Annotated in this window: 23 protein-coding genes; 8 read left to right on the forward strand and 15 right to left on the reverse strand. The window is 64.2% G+C overall.

Annotated features, from left to right (window positions below):
* Positions 1-75: 75 nt before the first annotated feature.
* From IF10I1_RS17290 to IF10I1_RS17300, 3 genes are all read right to left on the reverse strand, one after another.
* Positions 76-573, reverse strand: a complete 498-nt coding sequence (locus tag IF10I1_RS17290; protein ID WP_186394019.1) for an RES family NAD+ phosphorylase — start codon at positions 571-573, stop codon at positions 76-78.
* The gene (locus IF10I1_RS17295; protein ID WP_186393685.1) at positions 570-1,076 is read right to left on the reverse strand and encodes an antitoxin Xre/MbcA/ParS toxin-binding domain-containing protein; all 507 of its coding nucleotides are present in this window, start codon (positions 1,074-1,076) and stop codon (positions 570-572) included. Before IF10I1_RS17295 ends, IF10I1_RS17290 begins: the two co-directional genes overlap by 4 nt.
* A 458-nt stretch (positions 1,077-1,534) precedes the next feature.
* A complete protein-coding gene (locus IF10I1_RS17300) occupies positions 1,535-1,906 on the reverse strand; it encodes a response regulator (protein ID WP_050471810.1) in 372 nt (123 codons plus the stop codon).
* A 148-nt stretch (positions 1,907-2,054) separates the two neighbouring features.
* Between IF10I1_RS17300 and IF10I1_RS17305 the strand changes: the two genes are divergently transcribed.
* From IF10I1_RS17305 to IF10I1_RS17315, 3 genes are read left to right on the forward strand one after another with little or no spacing between them, the layout of a single operon-like run.
* Positions 2,055-2,348 (forward strand): DUF3572 domain-containing protein, encoded by a 294-nt coding sequence (locus IF10I1_RS17305; protein WP_050471811.1) that lies wholly within the window; start codon positions 2,055-2,057, stop codon positions 2,346-2,348.
* A 7-nt stretch (positions 2,349-2,355) separates the two neighbouring features.
* Positions 2,356-3,027, forward strand: a complete 672-nt coding sequence (locus IF10I1_RS17310; protein WP_208977392.1) for a hypothetical protein — start codon at positions 2,356-2,358, stop codon at positions 3,025-3,027.
* A gap of 16 nt (positions 3,028-3,043) precedes the next feature.
* Positions 3,044-4,372, forward strand: coding sequence for a DNA polymerase IV (locus tag IF10I1_RS17315; protein ID WP_186393687.1), 1,329 nt, complete (start codon positions 3,044-3,046; stop codon positions 4,370-4,372).
* Positions 4,373-4,593: 221 nt separating this feature from the next.
* Here the strand turns inward: IF10I1_RS17315 and IF10I1_RS17320 are convergent, their stop codons facing one another.
* Positions 4,594-5,484, reverse strand: a complete 891-nt coding sequence (locus tag IF10I1_RS17320) for a cell envelope integrity EipB family protein (RefSeq protein WP_186393688.1) — start codon at positions 5,482-5,484, stop codon at positions 4,594-4,596.
* A 233-nt stretch (positions 5,485-5,717) separates the two neighbouring features.
* On the opposite strand from IF10I1_RS17320, the gene IF10I1_RS17325 reads away from it, so the two are divergent.
* The 4 genes from IF10I1_RS17325 to IF10I1_RS17340 all read left to right on the forward strand — a co-directional run bounded on the left by IF10I1_RS17325 (position 5,718) and on the right by IF10I1_RS17340 (position 9,000).
* Positions 5,718-6,182 (forward strand): RidA family protein, encoded by a 465-nt coding sequence (locus IF10I1_RS17325; RefSeq protein ID WP_050471815.1) that lies wholly within the window; start codon positions 5,718-5,720, stop codon positions 6,180-6,182.
* A gap of 86 nt (positions 6,183-6,268) precedes the next feature.
* A complete protein-coding gene (locus tag IF10I1_RS17330; RefSeq protein ID WP_123194068.1) occupies positions 6,269-7,030 on the forward strand; it encodes a glycerophosphodiester phosphodiesterase family protein in 762 nt (253 codons plus the stop codon).
* A gap of 128 nt (positions 7,031-7,158) precedes the next feature.
* A complete protein-coding gene (locus tag IF10I1_RS17335) occupies positions 7,159-8,448 on the forward strand; it encodes a GNAT family N-acetyltransferase (protein ID WP_186393689.1) in 1,290 nt (429 codons plus the stop codon).
* Positions 8,449-8,571: 123 nt separating this feature from the next.
* On the forward strand, positions 8,572-9,000 hold the full coding sequence (locus IF10I1_RS17340) for an HIT family protein (RefSeq protein ID WP_050471818.1): 429 nt from the start codon (positions 8,572-8,574) through the stop codon (positions 8,998-9,000).
* Positions 9,001-9,085: 85 nt separating this feature from the next.
* Here the strand turns inward: IF10I1_RS17340 and IF10I1_RS17345 are convergent, their stop codons facing one another.
* The 10 genes from IF10I1_RS17345 to IF10I1_RS17390 form a co-directional block, all read right to left on the reverse strand.
* Positions 9,086-9,745, reverse strand: a complete 660-nt coding sequence (locus tag IF10I1_RS17345) for a glutathione S-transferase family protein (protein ID WP_186393690.1) — start codon at positions 9,743-9,745, stop codon at positions 9,086-9,088.
* 68 nt (positions 9,746-9,813) lie between these two features.
* The gene (locus IF10I1_RS17350) at positions 9,814-10,182 is read right to left on the reverse strand and encodes an AzlD domain-containing protein (RefSeq protein WP_186393691.1); all 369 of its coding nucleotides are present in this window, start codon (positions 10,180-10,182) and stop codon (positions 9,814-9,816) included.
* Positions 10,179-10,970: an AzlC family ABC transporter permease gene (locus tag IF10I1_RS17355; RefSeq protein WP_244284741.1), complete on the reverse strand. Its 792-nt coding sequence runs from the start codon at positions 10,968-10,970 to the stop codon at positions 10,179-10,181. The genes IF10I1_RS17350 and IF10I1_RS17355 overlap by 4 nt, the downstream gene beginning before the upstream one ends.
* A gap of 289 nt (positions 10,971-11,259) precedes the next feature.
* Positions 11,260-11,541 (reverse strand): type II toxin-antitoxin system ParD family antitoxin, encoded by a 282-nt coding sequence (locus IF10I1_RS17360; RefSeq protein ID WP_186393692.1) that lies wholly within the window; start codon positions 11,539-11,541, stop codon positions 11,260-11,262.
* A 194-nt stretch (positions 11,542-11,735) separates the two neighbouring features.
* Positions 11,736-13,136 (reverse strand): L-serine ammonia-lyase, encoded by a 1,401-nt coding sequence (locus tag IF10I1_RS17365; RefSeq protein ID WP_186393693.1) that lies wholly within the window; start codon positions 13,134-13,136, stop codon positions 11,736-11,738.
* Positions 13,137-14,402: a serine hydroxymethyltransferase gene (glyA, locus tag IF10I1_RS17370; RefSeq protein ID WP_123194060.1), complete on the reverse strand. Its 1,266-nt coding sequence runs from the start codon at positions 14,400-14,402 to the stop codon at positions 13,137-13,139. It abuts the gene before it with no gap.
* A 73-nt stretch (positions 14,403-14,475) separates the two neighbouring features.
* Positions 14,476-15,012 (reverse strand): sarcosine oxidase subunit gamma, encoded by a 537-nt coding sequence (locus IF10I1_RS17375; RefSeq protein ID WP_186393694.1) that lies wholly within the window; start codon positions 15,010-15,012, stop codon positions 14,476-14,478.
* Between the two features lie 10 nt (positions 15,013-15,022).
* Entirely contained in the window at positions 15,023-18,013 is a 2,991-nt protein-coding gene (locus IF10I1_RS17380) for a sarcosine oxidase subunit alpha (protein ID WP_186393695.1), read from the reverse strand.
* Entirely contained in the window at positions 18,010-18,309 is a 300-nt protein-coding gene (locus tag IF10I1_RS17385; RefSeq protein WP_123194057.1) for a sarcosine oxidase subunit delta, read from the reverse strand. Before IF10I1_RS17385 ends, IF10I1_RS17380 begins: the two co-directional genes overlap by 4 nt.
* A 10-nt stretch (positions 18,310-18,319) precedes the next feature.
* A complete protein-coding gene (locus IF10I1_RS17390) occupies positions 18,320-19,573 on the reverse strand; it encodes a sarcosine oxidase subunit beta family protein (RefSeq protein WP_050471828.1) in 1,254 nt (417 codons plus the stop codon).
* A gap of 95 nt (positions 19,574-19,668) precedes the next feature.
* Between IF10I1_RS17390 and IF10I1_RS17395 the strand changes: the two genes are divergently transcribed.
* Entirely contained in the window at positions 19,669-20,679 is a 1,011-nt protein-coding gene (locus IF10I1_RS17395) for a GlxA family transcriptional regulator (RefSeq protein ID WP_186393696.1), read from the forward strand.
* Here the strand turns inward: IF10I1_RS17395 and IF10I1_RS17400 are convergent.
* Positions 20,663-21,736, reverse strand: coding sequence for a hybrid-cluster NAD(P)-dependent oxidoreductase (locus tag IF10I1_RS17400; protein ID WP_186393697.1), 1,074 nt, complete (start codon positions 21,734-21,736; stop codon positions 20,663-20,665). The two genes, IF10I1_RS17395 and IF10I1_RS17400, sit on opposite strands and share 17 nt — an antisense overlap.
* Between the last annotated feature and the right edge of the window lie 4 nt (positions 21,737-21,740).

The raw sequence follows: 21,740 nt of genomic DNA on the forward strand, positions 1-21,740 counted from the left end.
ACAGCACGGGACATGACAGGAAGTCCCCCGCACACAAGAAATGTGATGGGGGACTTTCTGATGGCCAGCGCCTTTTCAGACATGCAATCGCGGATCAAGCGCGAAGCGCTCCTGCTGCACGTCCTCGAAATGGCCGGCCGCATGCACAGCGTCAAAAATCAGGTTCCAGCTATGGCGGGACACAGCGGAGGGCACCAGCAAGAACAGATGCTCACGCAGCAGCTTGTCACCGAAGGCCTGCTGCCCCGGCCCGTGGCTTCCTGGCACGAGCCAGTTGGGATTGGGGACATCATCCGGCTGGACAACATGGACGCTGGAGAGGTCAGTTACCCGTGCTGAGGTCAGGACATGCGGCACGGTATCCAGCGCCTTGAAACCCTTGTGAACCGCGACTTCAAGAATGGCGGTCGAGGGATCAACCGAGGTGTAGACCGCCCGAACGCCCCTTGAATTCCAGCGCCCACCGGCCAGAAAAGCCCCCTCGCCCGAGCTCCAGCTGCCGGCATGCCGCTCATGGTCCAGCCGCCAGAAACGCAGCTCACCCGGCCCCAAGGGAGCGGGCAAGCGCATCAGGTATAGACCCCGTATTCCAGCCGCGTCAGATAGGTGCCGACAGCCTCCGCCCCTGCTGCCGAGGCCAGCAGATCCACCGGCCTGCGGCTGTTGAGCCCGATCGCTGGTTCGACAAGCCACGTTTCTGCCGCGTCCTGACTGCCCAGAATGTCCGTAGCCTGCGCCAGGATCTCGGCAAACCGCCACGCGCGGCTGCTCTGTTCCGGTGACAGCAGCGTATCCTGCGCATCCGCTTTCCGGCGCTGCAGGGTGCGGATGCTGATGCCGATGGCCTTGTTGAGCACGTCCCCGGTCGACAGCACGCGCACGCCATCGACGAGATGAAGCAGCGACCTTGCCGGAATCCCCTCCACGATCATGTCATGGGCATCAAGCTGGTCATGGACTGCGCGCTTCATGATCCTGCGGCCGCCCAGCAGGTGGAAGGCGCGGACCGTTCCGCTCCCGGACTTGGGGGCGCGGCCTCTTGGGGATGGTGTGTCTTGCAGGACTGTGGCCGTCATCAGGATCTCCCGTCGCCATGTGTCACTAACAAGGTGACACTTGTCGCAGGCCGTTTCAAGGCAATCCTGCGGGCGGAGAGACACAGCCCGCTCAGGAGACCTTGATCAAAGGAGACTTGCAGAAGGTAAGGTGTGGCGGCCGGCGCGGGACTGCCAATCCGAGGAGGCCACTCATCGGGCAGACACCGCGCCGGCCTTGCCCCACGGACCCAGGAGATGCGGCGGACCCAGGCGCTCCGTAGGGTATTCAGTTCAATCAGCTGAAATAAATGCCCTGCTTTCCCGCAGGTGCCCTTTAAATACAGGAATTACAGTAGCGAATCGGCATGGGAAATCAATCAGCGCAGCTGCCACATCAGTCAAATCGTAAAAAGTTAGTAAACTTGTAACCTTAATTCACGCACCAGCCCTTGCGGAAACCCGTGAGGCTCCGCAGAAGGTGCAGAAAGGCGTGAGGATCACGCCTCTCCGAGATAGGAGCGCACCGTCTCCAGGAACTTGGTCACGGAGATCGGCTTGGAGATATAGGCCTCGCAGCCCCCCTGCCGGATGCGCTCTTCATCGCCTTTCATGGCGAAGGCGGTAACGGCGATGACCGGGATGGTGCACAGGTCGTCGTCTTCCTTGATCCACTTGGTCACTTCGAGCCCCGACACTTCGGGCAGCTGGATATCCATAAGGATCAGGTCCGGCCGGTACTTGCGGGCCAGCTCCAGCGCTTCAATGCCGGTGCGGGTCTGCAGCGTGCCATAGCCATGTGCTTCCAGAAGGTCGTGAAACAGCTTCATGTTGAGTTCATTGTCTTCAACGATCAGCACGGTCTTGGACATGCAAAACAGCCTTCGCCGGTCACGGCACGGAGGGAAACGGCAACAGGAGAGATGACGGCGCAGCACCGATTGGCTGGCGTCTCTCCCCTGCCCGCATTACTTAAGAACAAATGGTAGCGCGGATTCGTTTCGGAAAGGCAAAAATGCAATGGCAATTCCTGAGTCTCGGAGCATGAGCTTTGAAAAAGCAGAAGAAATGGCCTTGGACGCGCTTTTGCACCTGACGCGCGACCCGGAATTGACGGGCCGGTTCCTTGCCCTCTCCGGTATCGGGCCGGAATCGATTCGCTCTGCGGCTGCGGAGCCTGGATTTCTGGCAGGTGTTCTTGAGTTTTTCATGACGGATGAGCCGCTGCTTCTCACCTATTGCGAGAATTCCGGCGTCCGCCCCACCTTGATTGCCGCCGCGCGCTATGTGCTGGCCGGCGACCCGGACGCCTGAGCGCCCCATGTCCACATTAACCGCCCCCGGCCGGGGTGTCCTCGACCAGATCGCCCTGCTGCCCCGCTCTCCCCGTCCGCTGATCATCTGCGACGTGGACGAGGTGGTGCTGCACATGATCCTGCATCTGGAGGAATTCCTTGCCGCGCGGGGGCTCGTGTTCCTCGCCTATAGCTACAGGCTGACCGGCAACATTGCCGAAGAGGCCTCCGGCCGGCTGCTGGGCGCGGACGAAGTGCACCATCTGGTACAGGGATTTTTCGAGGATATCTCGGACCGGCAGACCATCGTCGATGGTGCAGCCCCGGCCCTCACCCGCCTGTCGGAAGCCTTCGAGATCGTCTTTCTCACCAATCTGCCGGGCGTTGCCAACAAACCCTTGCGCGAAAAGCTGCTGGTCGCGCATGGGCTGACCTTTCCGGTCGTCACCAATTCCGGCCCCAAGGGCGGAGCTGTCGCGGCGCTCTCTGCCGGGCGCGGCCAGCCGGTCGTCTTCATCGATGACAGCCCGCAGAATCTGCAATCGGTGGCGCAGGCGCTGCCCTCGGCGCGGCTGATCCAGTTCGTGGCCGATGCCCGTTTCCGCCAAGCGCTCGATCCCCTGCCCGGCCTTGATCTTGTCTCCGGCGACTGGCTTGAGACAGAAGCCCATATCAGGACTATGATCGCCTCCCGGTAGGATCAGGGCCAAAGGCATGGGTGAAGCGGGCAGCACAGACGCAACAGCGGCGGGGCAGCGCCCCCGGCCGCTTTGCCGTGACTGCGGCGCAAGGCCGGAGCCCGGACGCCAGCGCTGCAAGGCCTGCGGCAGCCCGCGCCTTGTCAGCCATCCGGAGCTGGACCAGCTCGCAATCGCCCATATCGACTGCGACGCCTTCTATGCCTCCATCGAAAAGCGCGACAATCCGGAGCTGCGCGACCTGCCCGTCATCGTCGGCGGCGGCCAGCGCGGCGTTGTCTCCACCTGCTGCTACATCGCCCGCATCCACGGGGTGCGCTCGGCCATGCCCATGTACAAGGCGCTGGAAGCCTGCCCGGATGCGGTGGTGATCAAACCCAACATGGCCAAATACGCCGAAACCGGCCGGCTGGTGCGCGAGCGGATGCTGGCGCTGACGCCGCTGGTGGAGCCGCTGTCCATCGACGAGGCGTTTCTCGATCTCACCGGCACCGAGCGGCTGCACCACGCCACGCCTGCCGAAGTGCTGGCACGCTTCATCCGCGAACTGGAGAGCGAGGTGGGCATCACCGCCTCCGTTGGCCTTGCCCCCAACAAGTTCCTCGCCAAGATCGCCTCGGACCTCGACAAGCCGCGCGGCTTTTCGGTGATCGGCTCGGCGGAGGCCAAGAGCTTTCTGGCGGAACGGCCCGTCGGCCTCATCTGGGGCGTCGGCAAGGTGTTTCAGGGCAAGCTCGCCAGCGACGGCATCACCACCATCGGCCAGTTGCAGGGAATGGACCCGTCGGACCTCATCCGCCGCTATGGCACCATGGGCCTGCGGCTCGCCAAGCTGTGCCAGGGCGAGGATGACCGCAGCGTCTCGCCGGAGCGGGAGACCAAGAGCATCAGCGCCGAAACCACATTCGACAAGGATATCGCCCAGGTGCCGGTGCTGCGGCCCATCCTGCGGGATCTTTCGGAAAAAGTGTCGCGGCGCATGAAGAAGGCGGGCTTTGCCGGACGCACCGTGACGCTGAAACTGAAGACCGCAGACTTCCGCTCCATTACCCGCTCACGCCAGCTGTCCAGCCCGACGCAGCTGGCCGGACGCATCTTCGCGCTGGGGGACGAGCTTCTGGCGGATGCAGCCAAGGGCCAGCACTTCCGCCTCATCGGCATCGGCCTGTCGGATCTGTGCGATGCAGACCTTGCCGATCCGGCTGATCTTGTCGATCAGGAAGCCGGCCGTCAGGCAAAGGCCGAGCGGGCCATCGACGCCTTGCGCGAGAAATTCGGCCTCACTGCCGTCGAGACGGGCCTGACCCATGCAGCCAAGCTGAAACGGCGGCCGGAGGTGGAGTAAACCCGCCCTTTCCTCCTGCCTGAACAAAGCACCCAGCCCCTCTCCATCGTCTTCCCGGACGCGCTTGCGCGATCCGGGAGCGGTGAGCCGGGGTGTTGGTTGGATTTCGACGGACCAGAGCCGAAAGGCCTTGGCTCACCGGTACCGGATCTTCGCTTCGCTTTCGTCCGGTATGACGAAGGAGAGGTTGTACCTGCCTCGCAGACGGCTCTCCCCCGCGCTCACTTCTTGCAGGGAGCGGCCGCCGGGAGGGCCTCGAAATTGGTCAGCTTGCCTTCCAGCTTGAAGTCGCCGTAGTCGAGCTTCAGCTTGCGGCTGACGCCGTTTTCATAGAGCAGGAAACTGATCTGGTAGACGGGCGTTGCCTCGCCGCCATGGTCGAGTTCCGGATCGAAATAGGCAATGGTCACCGGCCAGCGCTGGCCCGCGCCGATGCCGGACACGGCCTTGGCCTCTTCCTCGCCCGGCGCATCCTCACCTGATTGCGGCGCGCCGATGACGGCCGCGGTACCATAGACCTTTTCACCCGTCTCCGCCCCGTCGAACACATCCGCCTCGAAGAAGGAGCCGCCCTCTCTGGCCGCGTTGATCAGCGCCTGAATGTGGGAGATCGGGTAATAGACATCCTTGCCCGTCTCGACCTTCTTCTCCTCAGGCTCGGTGAGGCTGATGGTCAGGCGGTTGTCCTTTTCCTCGGCCGTGCCACGGGTTTCCATGGTCAGTGTCTGGCCGGAATAGGTCTGGCTGAGGAACTCCAGCGTGTTGGCGTCCGGTTCCTCGAAGGTGGAATTGCGCAGATCGGTGATGCTGGAGGTGCCGCTGTCATCCACAAAGCGGGTGACGATGCGCAGATTGACCGAATAGCCCTCGCAGGCCGAGCCCGTCATTTCATAGACCATGCGCCCGGTGATGTCGGAAATGCTGACACCATCGCCCGCATCCGACAGCTTCATGTCATAGACGGCGCGGTGCGGCATCAGCGGCAGTGCTCCGGACTGGGCGGAAGCTGCGGCACTGCCCGCCCCCGCAAGCCCGATCATGCCGGACAGAAAGATTGGCCAGGCGCGCCAGGATCCCTTGAAGATAGGAACGGCAGCTCGTTTTCCCGACATCAATCACTCCTCATCGAACCCATGAACTGTCAGCCAACAGCCCTTTCCCTAGCACACTCGCTGGCAATTCGGGCAAGTTTGAAGCAGCGCGGAACAAGTTTGCCCCCAAAGATGCTGCAAGTCAGCTTCCCGCCCTCAGTTTCGGACGGCTGAAAGCCCGGAAGCCCTTGCCGGGCGTGTAAATTTGCGCAATCACTGGCGCCGGTTCCCGCCCCTTTTCAGAGGAAGATTCCATGTCTGGTACCATCGAAGCCCGCCTTGCCGAACTCGGCGTCACCCTGCCGGTTCCCGTCGCGCCGCAGGCCAATTATGTTCCGGTGGTGCGCACCGGCAACCTGCTGTTCATCGCCGGCCAGATTCCGATCGGCCCGAACGGCATCGAATATGTCGGCAAGGTCGGCGCGGAATTCAGCGTTGAGGAAGGTGCCGCCTGCGCCCGCCTGTGCGCGATCAACATCCTCGCCCAGACCAAGTCCGCCATCGGTGACCTCGACAAGGTCGTGCGTGTCGTCAAGCTGACCGGCATGATCAACTCCACGCCGGAGTTCATCCAGCAGTCGCAGGTCGTCAACGGCTGCTCCGACTTTATCGTCGACGTGTTCGGTGACAAGGGCCGCCATGCCCGCACCTCCGTCTCCGTCGCCTCCCTGCCCTTCGGCGTTGCCGTCGAGGTCGAGGCTGTCATCGAAGTCGAATAATCTTCGGCTAAAGCTCCGGGCGGGCAGCCCGCCCGGACCTGTTTCCCCCTTGCTGCGGCCATTGCCGCCATTCCGGATCATTCCCCATGACCGATCATTCCTGGATCGTCTCCCGCCCGATTGCCCACCGCGGCTTCCATACGGCTTCCGCCGGCATCATGGAAAACAGCCCCACCGCCATTGCCGAGGCGATGACGCGCAACTACGCCATCGAGGTGGACGTGCAGGAAACCGCCGACGGCCGGGCACTGGTGTTCCATGATGATGATCTGGACCGGCTGGCGGAAGGCACGGGGCCTGTGCTCGCCCGCACCGCTGCCGAGCTGACCGCCATCCGCATGCAGAAGGGCACGGACCGGCTGTGGCTGCTGGAAGAGCTGCTGGAACAGGTGAACGGCAAGGTGACACTGGTCGTCGAGATCAAGTCCTTGATGAAACCGGATGCCCAGGCGGATTTCGTGCGTAGTGTCGCCGATACGGTGCGCGGCTACAAAGGCCCGCTGGTGCTGAAGTCCTTCGATCCGGACATGCTTTCGGTGCTGCGTGAGCACGCCCCGGAAATCCCGCGCGGCATCGTTGCCGACAGCACCCCCAACAAGGGCGAATACCGCCAGCTGACGCGGATGCAGCGCTTCATCCACCGCCACCTGCTGCACGCCCCGCGCACCCGGCCGCATTTCATCTCCTATCATTACAAGGACTTGCCGATGATGGGGCCGAGCATCCTGCGCAAGTTCTTTGGCCTGCCGATCATGACCTGGACCGTGCGTGACCCGGCCGACCGCCAGCGCGCCCTCGCCTTTGCCGACCAGATCATTTTCGAGGGCTTTGACACCGACAAGGTGTGACCCTCTCCCGGCCGGACCCGGACACCCGCAAAATCTGCGCCCTCCCCCTTGCGCCGCGCTCTACAGGCTCTACCCTTTGAGCGAGGCGCAAACCTCCCGCGCCAGTCAGCCTTGAGGATAGCGGTCGCATGAGCGGCAACACACCGGCAGATCAGGACGGCGGCCTTGCGGTGACGCTGCGCATTGCCAATGGCCTTGGCGGCGTTGCGGCAGAGGACTGGGACAGGCTCGCCAATCCCGGCTGGGTCATGGGTCCGGGCGGCCACCTCAAGCCTTCAGAAACTGAGTCCGGCGCGGACTTCAACCCCTTCATCTGCCACGCCTTTTTGCAGGCGCTGGAGGAATCTGGCTGCGCTTCGGCCCGCACCGGCTGGGCGCCGCGCCATCTGCTGCTGGAAGCGGCAGACGGCACGCTGCTGGGTGCGGTTCCGGCCTGGCTGAAAAGCCATTCGCAGGGTGAATATGTGTTCGACCACGGCTGGGCCGAGGCCTTTCACCGGGCGGGCGGCGAGTACTATCCCAAGCTTCAGGTCAGCGTGCCCTTCACGCCTGCGACAGGCCGCCGCTTCCTCACCCATCCGGATCTTGACCGGGAGACCGGCATCGCTGCCCTGTCGCAGGGGCTGGTGGAGGTCTGCCGCCAGTCGGGCGCGTCCTCCGTCCACGCCACATTCCTGACGGAACCGGAATGGAACCAGCTGGGCGATGCCGGTTATCTGCTTCGCACCGACCAGCAGTTCCACTGGGAGAACCGTGGCTACGCGAGTTTTGACGGCTTTCTGGAAGAGCTTGCCTCGCGCAAGCGCAAGGCCATCCGCAAGGAGCGCAAGGAAGCCCTGTCTGCCGGCATCGAGGTGGAATGGGTGACGGGCCGCGGTCTGACCGAGGCCCATTGGGATGCCTTCTTCGCCTTCTACATGGACACGGGCGCGCGCAAATGGGGCCGTCCCTATCTCAACCGGCGCTTCTTCTCGCTGGTGGGCGAGCGCATGGCGGAGCGTATCCTGCTGGTCATGGCCAAACGCGAGGGGCGCTACATCGCCGGGGCGCTGAATTTCATCGGCTCGGACACGCTGTTTGGCCGCAACTGGGGCTGCACGGAACATCACCCCTTCCTGCATTTCGAGCTTTGCTACTATCAGGCCATCGACTTTGCCATCGCCCACGGGCTGAAGGTGGTGGAAGCAGGCGCGCAAGGCGAACACAAGCTGGCGCGCGGCTACCTGCCCCGCCTCACCCGCTCCGCCCACTGGATCGCCCATCCGGGCCTTCGGGCCGCCGTTGCCGATTATCTGGAGCGGGAACGGCGGGCGGTGGAGATGGATGCCGCCATCCTCAGCGAACACGCCCCCTTCCGGAAGGGCGGTCAGGATCAGGCGCCGGAGGCCGCATATGACGCAGAGTCCTCAGAGAGTTGAGAACCGCGTTTCACACACTGAGTCAGCGGCTTCACAAACAGAGTCAATGCCCCGCAAATGCCCGTTGCCCGGCTGCAAGGGTGCCGTTAGGGTGCCCGCAAACACCCTTGAACGGAGAGACTGATGACCAGCCCTGCCTATGACGACAGCAACGTCTTTGCCAAGATCCTGCGCGGCGAACTGCCCAGCCACAAGCTCTATGAAGACGGCAAGACGCTGGTGATCATGGACATCATGCCCCGTGGCGACGGCCATGTGCTGGTGATCCCCAAAGCGCCTTCCCGCAACATTCTGGATATCGCCGAGGACGACCTCTTCGCCGTCATGGCCACCGTGAAGAAGATGGCACAGGCCGTGATGAAGGCCTTCAGCGCCGATGGCGCGACCATCCAGCAGTTTTCCGAAAGCGCCGGCGGCCAGGTGGTGTTCCACACCCACTTCCACGTCATCCCGCGCTTTGAAGGGGTCGCCCTTCGCCCCCACACCAGCGCCATGGCCGATCAGGCCGTGCTGGCCGAACAGGCAGACAAGATCCGCGCTGCGCTGGCCTAAGGCACGGACGGCTGATCTGGACGACAAAGGCCGGAGGCGAAGACCTCACCTCCGGCCCTAAGCGGGATCTCAGCGGTCCGCCGGATCAGCCTGCGCGCGCCGCGGCAAGGGCCGCAGCAGCTGCCTCATGCTCGGCGTCCAGCCGGACCTCATCGGCCAAAACGGCCTGGAAGCTCGGACGGCTGGTGATCCTGGCGGCATATTCCGTGAAGACCGGCAGCTCCGGCACCAGCTTGAACATCAGAAGCCAGCGGAATGCTGCGCCCCAGATGATATCAGCCACCGAGATCCGGTCCCCCAGCATGTAGGGAGCCCCCTCCAGATGCGCCGCAAGGATCTCCATCACCTTGTCATATGAGCCGTAAGGCGCCGTTTCCGGCGGGATCACATTGCCCACAGCCCTGTCGACGACAGCCGGCTCGAAGGAAGCGGCATAGAAGACCATCCAGCGCATGTATTCGCCGCGGCGCGGATCGGTGAGCGCCGGCGTCAGTCCGGCCTGCGGATAGAGATCAGCCAGATAGAGCGCGATGGCAATGGATTCGGTGACGAGCGTATCGCCATGCTGCAGCGCCGGAACCTTGCCCAGCGGATTGATCGCCAGATAGGCTGGAGACTTCAGCTCGCCTGCCCGCATATTGAGGACATGGAGGTCATAGGGCATGCCGAGCTCATCCATCAGCACGCGGATGGTGCTGGAGCGGCTGCGGGGGGCATAATGAAGGATCAGCTTGCTGTCGGACATGTCGTGCTCCTGTTGTCTTGCCAGGCTGCGGATTGCCTCTTGTAGCTGCTCCCTCCTGACAGTTTCTGTCAGGAGCCTGTTAGAAACCAGCCGCCGATGAGAACCGCTTCGGCGGCAAGCACGCCCGCGAACACTGTCTGCCGGGCGGCATGGAAGGCGGCAAAGCCGCATACTGCGGCGGCCACACGCAGCCAGGCGGAGGTCTCGGCCAGTGCTCCGCTCGGGAAAAGGATCAGCTTCGAGATCACACCCGCCACCAGAGCCGTGGCGATGGAGCGCACGAAGATCAGGATTTCGCTGTCCTCGCGCAGGTTTCCCGCCGCCAGAACGCCGAGCCAGCGCCAGATATCCGTTGCCAGCCATCCGGCGAAGATGATCATCACATAGGGCCACCACGCTGTCACGCCCTGCATGAAGGCTGTGTCTGCGGCCATCATCCGGCCCCCCACCCTGCCCGGCGGGCAATCCGCACGGCAAGATAGGCCGTGGTACCGCCGGCCGCGCCGGTGATCAGCAGATCCGGCCCCGGCACAAGCCAATAGACCAGCGGCCCCAGCACGAGGCCAAGGATCATCGCCAGCTTGTCGGTGGGCAGGCGCCCTGCCGTCCACAGCGAGCAGAGAAAATAGACCGGTGTCAGCAGGAACAGCGCTCCGGCCACCATCGGCGGCATGGCGTCGATCAGCACATAGGAAACACCGGTAACCACCGTCACCGTGCCGGTGAGGAAACAGGCAAAGCCGAGGAAGAACGGCAAGCGCCCGGATCTTGGCAGATCCGGCAGGTTGCGCATGGCGAAGACCCAGGCGGTGATGGCGACGAAATGCGAGGCAAAGAGCAGCAGCCAGGTTGGCGCTTTCTTTTCCGCCCGCAACACCGGCATCAGCGCGACGGTCATGGGCATCAGGCGCACGGAGGCCAGCGCCACGGCAATGGCCGCCGGAATGAGCCCGGCACCGGAGGCAATCGCCCCGGTCAGCACCACGATGCTGGGAAGCGCCCAGACGAGGCCGGCCATCATCAGGGTCTGCGGCAGCGTCAGCCCGCTTTCCCGCGCCAGCCCCGCATAGCCGACGAAGGCCGCAGCGAGAATGAAGCCCGGAATGGAAATGGCGGCCCGGGCGCCCCTGAAAGCCCAGACCCGCGCCGGAAGAACCGCCTCAGTCTCCGGTGCAGGGGCTGCCCCTGTTCCCGTTCCGGGAGGCGGCATGTCTGATTGCGTCATGATCCGTGATCCGTCCGGATGGACCACGGCCGGAGCCAAGCACCCCAGACCACGGCAGCCCACCCGCTTGCAGAACATTGGCACACACGGAAGCAGTGTGCGGCAGGAGGCCTATTGGTAACACCGCCAAGCTGCATGAGCCAAGGCCGGGAGGGCGAAAAAGGGTTCGGTGTAGAGAAGGCGCGAGTGTTCTTAGAAAACGCCAGAATGTGCAGAAATGGTATTCACCTGACAATACCGCGTTTTGAAGCGGGTTCAGGCGGCCCGGGCTTTTGGTGTCCAGACAAGCCTAGCTGCCATGGCGCTTGCTCAGAGCCACTTCCTCGCGGGCCTCGGTAAGCATGCCGTCGAAGTCCATGTCAGAGGCGCTGCCGCTGACCTTGCCCTCCTGCCAAAGGCTTTTCAGGTGCTCGATATCACCGCGCCGCTGTGCCCATTTGGCGGACCAGTCGCGCAGGGCCTCCCGGATGACCTCACTGCCGCTGGCATAGGCGCCGCTGGCAACGGCCTCGCGCAGCAGGTCGGCCTGCTGCGGCGTCATGGAAACGCTGATTTTTTCGACATTGGCCATGAAGCATCTCGCCGTTGGATTGGTGGTAAAGATTACTACCGCACACGGCAGGCTTCAAGTTTCCACACATGAGGGATGGCAAGGCTCCCGGCCTTGAAGGATAGCGCCTCGCAAAGGCTCACAGCCGCAAGAAGATGCCGGTTCCCGGGGAGCTGGCCCGTCCGGGAACCGGAAGACTGCAAGCCATCAGCCGGTCAGCATTCCGGCAAGTTGACGGCGATGCCGCCCTGGGATGTTTCCTTGTACCTGTCGTTCATGTCCCTGCCGGTATCACGCATCACCCGGATGCAATTGTCCAGCGGCAGGAAATGCGTGCCGTCGCCGCGCAAGGCAAGGCTTGCGGCTGAGACGGCCTTGATCGCGCCGAGGGCATTGCGCTCGATGCAGGGAACCTGGACGAGGCCTGCGGCAGGATCGCAGGTCATGCCGAGGTGATGCTCCAGCGCGATCTCGGCCGCGTTCTCGATCTGCGCATTTGTGCCGCCCAGAACCGCGCAGAGCCCCGCCGCCGCCATGGCCGAAGCCGATCCGACTTCTCCCTGGCAGCCGACCTCGGCGCCCGAGATCGAGGCATTGTGCTTGATCAGGCCGCCGATCGCTGCCGCCACCAGCAGATAATCCCTGATCTTCTCCTGATCGGCCCCGACGCAGTGGTCGATATAGTAGCGCCCCACCGCAGGCACGACACCGGCTGCACCATTCGTGGGCGAGGTCACAACCCGGCCACCGGCCGCATTCTCCTCGTTGACGGCCATGGCATAGACGCTGAGCCAGTCATTTGCCTGATGGGGCTGGCTGAGGTTCTGCCCGCGCTCCCCTTCCAGCTGCCGGTGGATCGAACGGGCTCTGCGGCGCACCTTGAGGCCGCCCGGAAGGATGCCCTCCTGCGTCAGCCCGCGGGTGATGCAGCCGTTCATGGCGGCCCAGATCACGTCGAGCTTCTCGTCCAGCTGCGCGCCCAGCTGCGCCTCCTCGTTGGCGCGCTTCATCTGGGCGATCGTCCGGCCGGAAGCGGCGCCCATCTCCAGCATCTGTGCCGCCGTCTCGAACGGGAATGGCACGGCAGCACCGTCCTGGACGGGCGCTTGCCCCGCCTGGGCCGCCTCCAGCTCGGCGCTGGTGACGACGAAGCCGCCGCCAATCGAGTAATAGGTCTGCTCGTGGCAAACCTCCCCCTCGGCATCAAAGGCCTTCAGGATCATGCCGTTCGGATGGCCCGGCAGTGCCGGGCCATAGTCGAAGACGAGATCGCGGTCCGGCTCGAAGACCAGGCTGCCAAGCCCCTCGGGGCTGACACGGCCGGTGCTGCGCACCCCGGCCTCAATCCCGTCGGCGCTGTTGGGGTCCATCGTGTCCGGACGCAGTCCGCACAGGCCCAGAATCACCGCCCGGTCCGTCGCATGCCCCTTGCCGGTGAAGGCCAGGCTGCCGTGCAGGCTTGCATAAAGCCGGTGCGGACGGGCCATGCCAGTGTCCCGGCTGCTCCCGCCACGCAGGTCGTCGAGAAAACGCGCAGCCGCGACCATCGGGCCCATCGTATGCGAGGACGACGGGCCGATGCCGATCTTGAAAATGTCAAAGACCGAGAGGAACATTCATGCCCCGTAGATTGGAAAGCGGCTGCACATTGCCTTGACTTCGGCGCGGATGGAAGCTTCCAGAGCCGCGTCCCCCTCCGGGTTTGCCCCCAGAGCGCGCAGGACACGCAGGATCATCTGCCCGATCTGCCGGAACTCGGCCTCGCCAAAGCCGCGCGTGGTGCCGGCCGAGCTGCCAAGACGGATGCCCGAGGTCACGAAAGGCTTTTCCGGATCAAACGGAATGGCGTTCTTGTTGCAGGTCAGGCCCGCCCGCTCCAGAGCGATTTCCGCCGCCTTGCCGGTGACGCCCAGCGGGCGCAGATCGCACAGGACCATGTGGCAGTCCGTTCCACCCGAGACGATGCCGACGCCACCCTCAATGAGCGTATCAGAAAGCGCACGGGCGTTGGCGATGACCGCTTTCGCATAGTCCTTGAACGAGGGCTGCAGCGCCTCGCCGAAGGCAACGGCCTTGGCCGCGATCACATGCATCAGCGGGCCGCCCTGATTGCCGGGGAATACGGCGGAGTTGAACTTCTTCGCCAGATCGTCGTCATTGGTCAGAATGACGCCGCCGCGCGGGCCGCGCAGGGTCTTGTGCGTGGTCGACGTGGTCACATGCGCATGCGGCACCGGGTTCGGGTACTCGCCCGCAGCAATCAGACCTGCGTAATGGGCCATGTCCACCATCAGATAGGCGCCAATCTCATCCGCAATGGCGCGGAAGGCGGCGAAATCCATGTGGCGCGGATAGGCAGAAGCACCCGCCACGATCAGCTTCGGCCGCTCGGCCAGCGCCTTATCACGGACCTTGGCCATGTCGATGAGATGCGTGTCTTCCTCAACCTCGTACGACACGACATTGAACCACTTGCCCGACATGGTGACGGGCGAACCGTGGGTCAGATGCCCGCCGTGGGCCAGCGACAGGCCCATGATCTTGTCCCCCGGCTGCAGCAGCGCAAGGAAGACGGCCTGGTTGGCCTGAGCGCCGGAATGCGGCTGCACGTTGACATGCGCGGCCCCGAACAGCTGCTTCAGGCGGTCGCGGGCGATATCCTCCACCTCGTCCACGAATTCGCAGCCGCCGTAGTAGCGCTTGCCGGGATACCCTTCGGCGTATTTGTTCGTCAGAACAGATCCCTGAGCCACCAGAACGTCAGGTGAAACAATGTTCTCCGAGGCGATCAGCTCGATCTGATCCTGCTGGCGCACCAGCTCGCGGGAAATGGCACCGGCGATGGCCTTGTCCGAAATCGCCTGGATATTGGTGTCGAACATGCGAAATCCTTTCTAGAGAGCGTGATGGCCCGCGGCCGGCAGGCCGCAGAAGCACATGTCAATGTGGTACGGCTCAGAGCCCGGCCTTGAGCTCGGCCGAGACCTTCGCCAGGATCGCCCGGACATGGGGCAGGAAACTGCGCCACACGTCCATGCGGAAACTGTCCGGCCCGTCGCGCCACAGGATCACGGTCGCGCTGTCGAACAGCGTGCGCACAGCGCTGCCGGCCGGCAGCGCGTCCACGTCACGCGGACAGGCCGCCGTCAGCGCGGTCAGCGCCTGTGGCCCGGACAGGCGCAGCGTGATCTCGCGGTCGCTGATCTCGACGAGGCTGTGCGGGATCCGGGCATAGGCCTCAGCTCCTGCGGCAATCAAGGCCTGGCGCCCGGCTTCGGGCACAAGGATCACCCATTCGTCAGGGCCGGTGCACAGAACCTCGGTTCCCCCTGCAACGGACTTGTGGCTGACACGGTCCGGCAGCTCCAGCCCGAGGGCCTCAGCCAGCGCGGCGCGGTTCTCCTGCTTGACCCGCAGGGAGAACCGGGGAGACGAGCCCAGCTCTTCCAGCAGGAAAGGCCCGTTGGTGAAGTCATGGCGTTGTATGGTCATGTCGCGCTCCTCAGGCCTTCAGCCGTTCGCCTTCAGGGTCGTAGAAGTCCGTCGAAGTGATCGTAGCGCGCACCGTGCCATGCGGCATCGGAATATGCACCGTCTCACCCATACGGCCATGCCCGCCCGCAATCAGTGCCATTGCAATGGGCCGCCCGAGCGCAACCGAGTCGTAGGATGAGGTGACGTGCCCCACCATCGTCATCGGCAGCTTCTGGTTCGGATCCAGCACGATCTGGGCGCCCTCTTCCAGTCTGGAGCGGTCCTCGGTCAGAAGACCAACCAGCTGCTTGCGGTTCGGCGCGACGATGTCGGGACGGGCGAGCGAGCGTTTGCCGACAAAGTCCTTCTTGGCCTTGCCAACGGCCCAGTCGAGGCCCGCATCCTGCGGCGTGACCGTTCCATCCGTGTCCTGCCCCACGATGATGTAGCCCTTCTCGGCGCGCAGGACGTGCATCGTCTCCGTGCCGTAGGGGCAAATGCCGTAAGGCTTCCCGGCCTCGAAGATCGCCTTCCAGAGCGCCAGCCCGTGGCGGGCGGGAACGTTGACTTCAAACCCAAGTTCACCGGTGAAGCTGACGCGGAAAAGACGCGCCGGGAAGCCTGCGACGGTGCATTCGGCCACCGACATATGCGGGAAAGCCGCTTCGGACATGTCCAGTCCCTTGACCAGCGGCTCAAGCACCTTGCGGGCATTCGGGCCGTTGACCGCAACGGTTGCCCATTGCTCGGTCGTGGAGGTCAGCCAGACGTTCAGGTCCGGCCACTCGGTCTGAAGGTAGTCCTCCATCATGTTCAGCACACGGGCAGCACCGCCCGTGGTGGTGGTGACGTGGAACAGATCGTTTGAAAGCCGCCCGATCACGCCGTCGTCCCGGATGAAGCCATCCTCGCCCAGCAGCAGGCCATAGCGGCAGCGGCCCGGCTGCAGCTTGGTCCAGGGGTTGGTGTACATGCGGTTCATGAACTCCACCGCATCGGGGCCCGCGACCTCGATCTTGCCGAGGGTCGAGGCATCGAACATGCCGGCGGAGGTCCGTGTCTCACGGCATTCGCGTGCGACGGCGGCGTGCATGTCTTCGCCCGCTTTCGGGAAGTACCAGGCCCTGCGCCACAGCGAGACCGGTTCGAACACCGCGCCTTTAGCCTCGGCCCAAGGATCGATGGGCGTCTTGCGGGTCAGCTCGAAGGTGTCCCCCTTGTGATAGCCCGCGAAGGCACCGAAGCTGGTCGGCGTATAGGGCGGACGGAAGGTGGTCAGCCCCACCTCGGGCGGCGCCTTGCCCAGCGCATCGGCGGCAATCATCAGGCCGTTGATGTTCGACATCTTGCCCTGATCGGTCGCCATGCCGTTCGTGGTGTAACGCTTCACATGCTCGATCGAGCGCATGCCCTCCCGGACGGCCAGACGGATGTCCTTGGCCGTCACGTCGTTCTGGTAGTCCACGAAAGCCTTGGCCTTGCCCGCACTGCGGTCGGTCGGAAGCTCGGTCTGGCTGGAACCTGTTCCAGGGCGGTCGCCCTCGACCCTTGCGGCCAGCGGCTGGCCGGTCCGGCCCAGCGCCTCTGCCACGGCAAGCCCGGCGCGCACGCCGTCTTCCAGCACCGGGCCGTAGCCCCAGAGCCCGCGTCCTGCACCCGCAATCTGGCAGGCCTCGGTCTTGTGGCCCGGCAGGAAGGTGCGGCTCTCCTTGTCCCAGCTCAGCGAGCCTTTGGTGTGGGAGAAGAGATGCAGCGAAGGCGTCCAGCCGCCTGAAATCAGCAGGGCGTCACAGGCAATCTTGCGGCCGGCTCCCGCCTTGCCATTGTGGACCGGGTTCACGCGCACGCCGCTGACACGCAGGCGGCCATAGGTGGCGGAGGCGGTGTGACCGGTCAGCACCTCAATGCCACGGCGGCGGGCCGCCTCAACCAGATCCGGGCGGACCTGATCCCGCGTGTCGGCAATGGCGGCAATCCGGCAGCCAGCGTCCGCCAGATCGAAGGCGGCATACCAGGCACTGTCGTGGCTGGTCACCACGGCGGCGCAATCGCCCACCTTCACGCCATAACGGTTCAGGTAGGTCTGTGCAGCGCCTGCCAGCATGACGCCCGGGCGGTCGTTTCCGTCAAAGACCAGCGGCTTTTCCAGCGCGCCCTGCGCCAGCACGACCTGACGGGCGCGAACCCGCCACATCCGCTCGCGCGGGGCATCCTTGGGGGGCTGGTCCAGATGGTCGGTCAGCCGTTCGGCCAGACCAACCATGTTCTGATGATAGTAGCCGATGGCCGTCGTCCGCGTCATCAGCGTGACACCCGCCGCACGCAGCTGCGAAAGCTGCCCGGAGAGCCAGGACCAGGCGCTCAGACCCTCGATCTGCACGGCAGGATCCGACAGCAGAGAGCCGCCCATTTCGGGGTTCTCGTCCACCAGCACGACCTTGGCGCCGGACTTCGCGGCGGTCAGCGCTGCCGCGATACCGGCCGCACCGCCGCCGACGACAAGCACATCCGTGTGCAGATAGCGCGAGGCATAATTGTCCGGATCCGGCTCGGACGGCGATTTGCCGAGGCCGGCGGCCGCGCGGATGAAGGGCTCGTAGACCTTGTCCCAGAAGCTGCGCGGCCACATGAAGGTCTTGTAGTAGAAGCCCGCGGAAAAGAGCATGTAGGCGCGGTCGTTCACCGCCCCGATGTCGAACTTCAGCGACGGCCACTTGTTCTGGCTTTCCGCCACCAGCCCTTGGCGCAGCTCCTGCACGGTGGCGCGGGTGTTCGGCTCGAACCGGCCAGGACCGCGCGAGGTGCCGATCAGGGCGTTCGGCTCTTCGGAACCGGCGCTCACCGGTCCGCGAGGACGGTGATACTTGAAAGAACGGCCCATCAGATGCACGCCATTGGCCAGCAGCGCCGACGCAACCGTATCACCGCGAAGACCTTCATAACGGCGGCCGTCAAACGTGAAGCTGACAGGCTCGGCAGGATCTGTCCGGCCCAGGCCGGGGACGCGATAGCGGCTCATTCCACGCCCTCCAGTTCGGTCTCTGCCGGACGCTCTTCGCCGGCCTTGTAGGTCTTCAGGAACCTGTCGCTGACCGTGTCGCGGCAGGCGTTGAAAAAGCGGCCGCAGCCATGGACATGGCGCCAGCGTTCAAAGTGCTTGCCGCGCGCATTTGTGCGGATGAAGAGGAAATCACGCCATTCCTCGTCCGAGAGGGCCGAGGGGTCTGCCGGGCGCGCGATATGGGCCTCGCCCGCATAGGCAAACTCGAGCTCGGGCAGGGTTTCGTCGCAGTAGGGACAATGGATCAGGAGCATCGGAAACCTCTCAGTGCGCGACGGCGGCGGCAGCGGCCTCGTCGATCAGACGGCCGGTGGTGAAGCGTTCCAGGGTGAAGGGTGCATTGACCGGATGCGGCTCATCCTTGGCCACGGTCCAGGCCAGCGTGTGGGCAGCGCCCGGCGTCGCCTTGAAGCCACCGGTGCCCCATCCGCAGTTCACATAGAGCCCCTTGACCGGCGTCTTGCCGAGGATGGCGCTGCGGTCGGGCGTGACGTCCACGATGCCGCCCCACTTGCGCAGCATCCGCATCCGGTTGAAGATCGGGAAGACCTCGCAGATCGCTGCCACCGTGTGCTCGATCAGCGGCAGGCCGCCGCGCTGGCTGTAGCTGGTGTACTGGTCGGTGCCGGAGCCGATCACCAGCTCGCCCTTGTCGGACTGGCTGATATAGGCGTGGACCGTGTTCGACATGACAACGCACGGGAAAATGGGCTTGACCGGTTCGCTGACCAGAGCCTGCAGCGGGTAGCTTTCCAGCGGCATCCGCACACCGGCGCTGTCCATGACGACACTGGTGTGACCGGCGGCCGAAACGGCGACCTTTTTCGCCTTGATGAAACCCTTAGCGGTTTCCACCCCGATGACGCTGCCATCCGGCCCGCGGCGGATTGCGGTCACCGGGCAGTTCTGGATGATGTCCACCCCGCGCGCTGCCGCCGCCCGCGCATAGCCCCATGCCACCGCATCGTGCCGCGCCGTGCCCGCCCGCATCTGCAGCGCTGCACCCATGACCGGATAGCGTGCGTCCGGGCTGATGTTCAGCGGCGGACAGAAGGCCTTGGCTTCGGCCGCCGTCAGCCAGCGGTTGTCCACCCCGTTGAGCCGGTTGGCGTGAATGTGGCGCTGGAAGGACTGCACGTCATGAACGTTATGCGCCAGCATCATCACGCCGCGCTTGGAATACATGACGTTGTAATTGAGTTCCTGGCTGAGGTTCTCCCACAGGTCCAGGGCATGATCGTAAAGCCGGGCGCTTTCGTCATAGAGATAGTTGGAACGGATGATGGTCGTGTTGCGTCCGGTGTTGCCGCCGCCCAGCCAGCCCTTGTCGATCACCGCGACATTGGTGATGCCGTGTTCCTTGGCAAGGTAATAGGCCGCACCCAGACCATGCCCGCCTGCCCCGACGATGATGACGTCATACTCGGCCTTGGGCTGGCTGTCCGGCCATTGTTCGCGCCAGTTCTTGTGGCCTGTCAAAGCGTTTTTGAGCAGGGACAAGGCAGAGAAACGTTGCATGGCGGGATCCTCTCAATCGCAGCTGAGTGTCACATTATGGTCTTGGATCGCACCTTGAATGTAGATTTGCGCCAGGTGTCATGTAGGATCGCGTCATGACACCTGCCCGCGCCATCCCCCCTGCCCGCCTGCGTGTTGCCTTCCTGCTGGCCGACCAGTTCACCCTGTCGGCCTTTGCCAATTTCGTGGATGTCCTGCGGCTGGCGGCGGATGATGCGGACAAGTCACGGCCGATCTTGTGCGACTGGACCGTGCTGGCCGACCGGATGGATCCGATCCGATCCAGCTGCGGTGTCCGGGTGCAGCCGGACACGCCGCTGCGCCGGGCGGCGGCCTTCGATTACCTGGTGGTGGTCGGAGGGCTGATCAGCGACCGGGCAGCCTTTGGCCCGCAGGCGCTCGCCTTCATCGCAGAGACGGCGGCACAGGGTGTGCCGCTGGTCGGGCTTTGCACCGGCGTGTTCACGCTGCAGGCTGCGGGTCTGCTGCAGGGCTACCGGTGCTGCGTCAGCTGGTTCCACCATCAGGACTTCATCGACCGTTTCGACAATGAAACACCGATTTCGGATCAGATCTTCGTAGTGGACCGGGACCGGCTGACCTGCTCGGGCGGGCACGGCGCGGCGCATCTGGCGGCGTTTCTGGTCCAGCGCCACGTCGGGCAGTCTGCCGCCACGAAAAGCCTCAACATCATGATGATCGAGGATGCGCTCAGCGGCCAGCGCGCCCAGCCCGGCCAGATGCTGGCAAGGCAGGCAAGGGACGAACTGGTCAAGCGTGCCGTCTTGAAGATGCAGCAGAATATCGAGCAGACGCTGAGCATCGACCAGATCGCATCGGCGCTCGGGACGGCCCGCCGCACACTGGAGCGCCGGTTTCAGGCCGATCTGGGTCAGTCGCCCCGGCGTATCTATCTGGAAATCCGGCTGGACCGCGCCTCGGCCCGGCTGCGCCGGACCGAACAGTCAGTGACGGAAATTGCGCTCGCCTGCGGCTTCTGCGACGCGCCGCATCTGGCGCGTGCGCTGAAGACGGAGCGGGGGCTCACACCCGGTGAGATCCGCAGCGGCAGGCTGGCAGATGCCGGGCCTACGCCTCAAGAGTGACGGTGCCACGCGGGTTCGAGCAGCAGGCAAGGATGTAGCCTTCCTCGATCTCGTCGTCGCTGATCCCGCCATTGTGGACCATGTGCACCTCGCCCGACAGCTTGCGGATGCGGCAGCTGCCGCACACGCCCATGCTGCAGCCAAAAGGAATGGCCACACCGGCTGCGCGGGCCGCAAGCAGCACGGTGTCCATGGTGCTGCAGTCATGGGTGACACCGGACTCCTCGAAGACAAGCTTCGCCGTCTCTGCCTGAGCGTCGGAGCTTGTGCCCGTCTCGACTGCGGGAAGCTCACCAGCCTCAGGGGCGCCAAAGCTCTCCTGATGATAATGGCTCATGTCGAAGCCAAGGCCGGCCAGCGCTTCGCTGACCGACTGCATGAAGCCTTCCGGCCCGCAGCAGAACACCTCGCGTTCAAGATAATCAGGTGCCATCAACCCCAGCATCAGCTGGTTGAAGCGCCCCATGTACCCTGTCCAGGGCTGATAGATATCACTTTCCTGCACCACCCATTTCAGGTCGAGACCTTCAATCCGGGAGGCCATATGCTCAAGCCTGCGCTTGAAAATGATCTCGGACGGGCGCTTTGCGCAGTTGACGAAGACGATGTCACAGCTCCGGCCAAGATCGTAGATCTCGGTGGTCATCGACATCATCGGCGTGATGCCCGACCCGGCCGAGATGAAGAGGTACTTTTTCGCGGGGAAATGGGTGGACGTGAAACGCCCGCCCGGCCCCTTGACCTTCAGCCTTGTTCCGGGCCGCACGTTGTTCATGATCCAGCGCGTGCCGATACTGTCCGGCTGCGCCTTGATCGTAATCGTCAGCGACTTCGGCCGCGTCGGCGAGGAAGAGATCGTATATGTCCGGTAGATCGTGCCGCCGGGAACCGGCAGTTCCAGCGTGAGGAACTGACCGGCCAGAAAGACAAACGGGCGGCCCGACGGTGCCTGAAAGCAGACCGTCACGACATCAGGGGCTTCCGGCAGGATCGAGACGCACTCCAGAGGTTCGTCATCGGTCCATTTTGCCGTCACGGTCTGCTGGGCATCAATCATGTCA

Origin of the sequence: Pannonibacter sp. I15F10I1 (assembly GCF_900185665.1) — a bacterium.
Taxonomy (GTDB): Bacteria; Pseudomonadota; Alphaproteobacteria; order Rhizobiales; family Stappiaceae; genus Pannonibacter; species Pannonibacter indicus.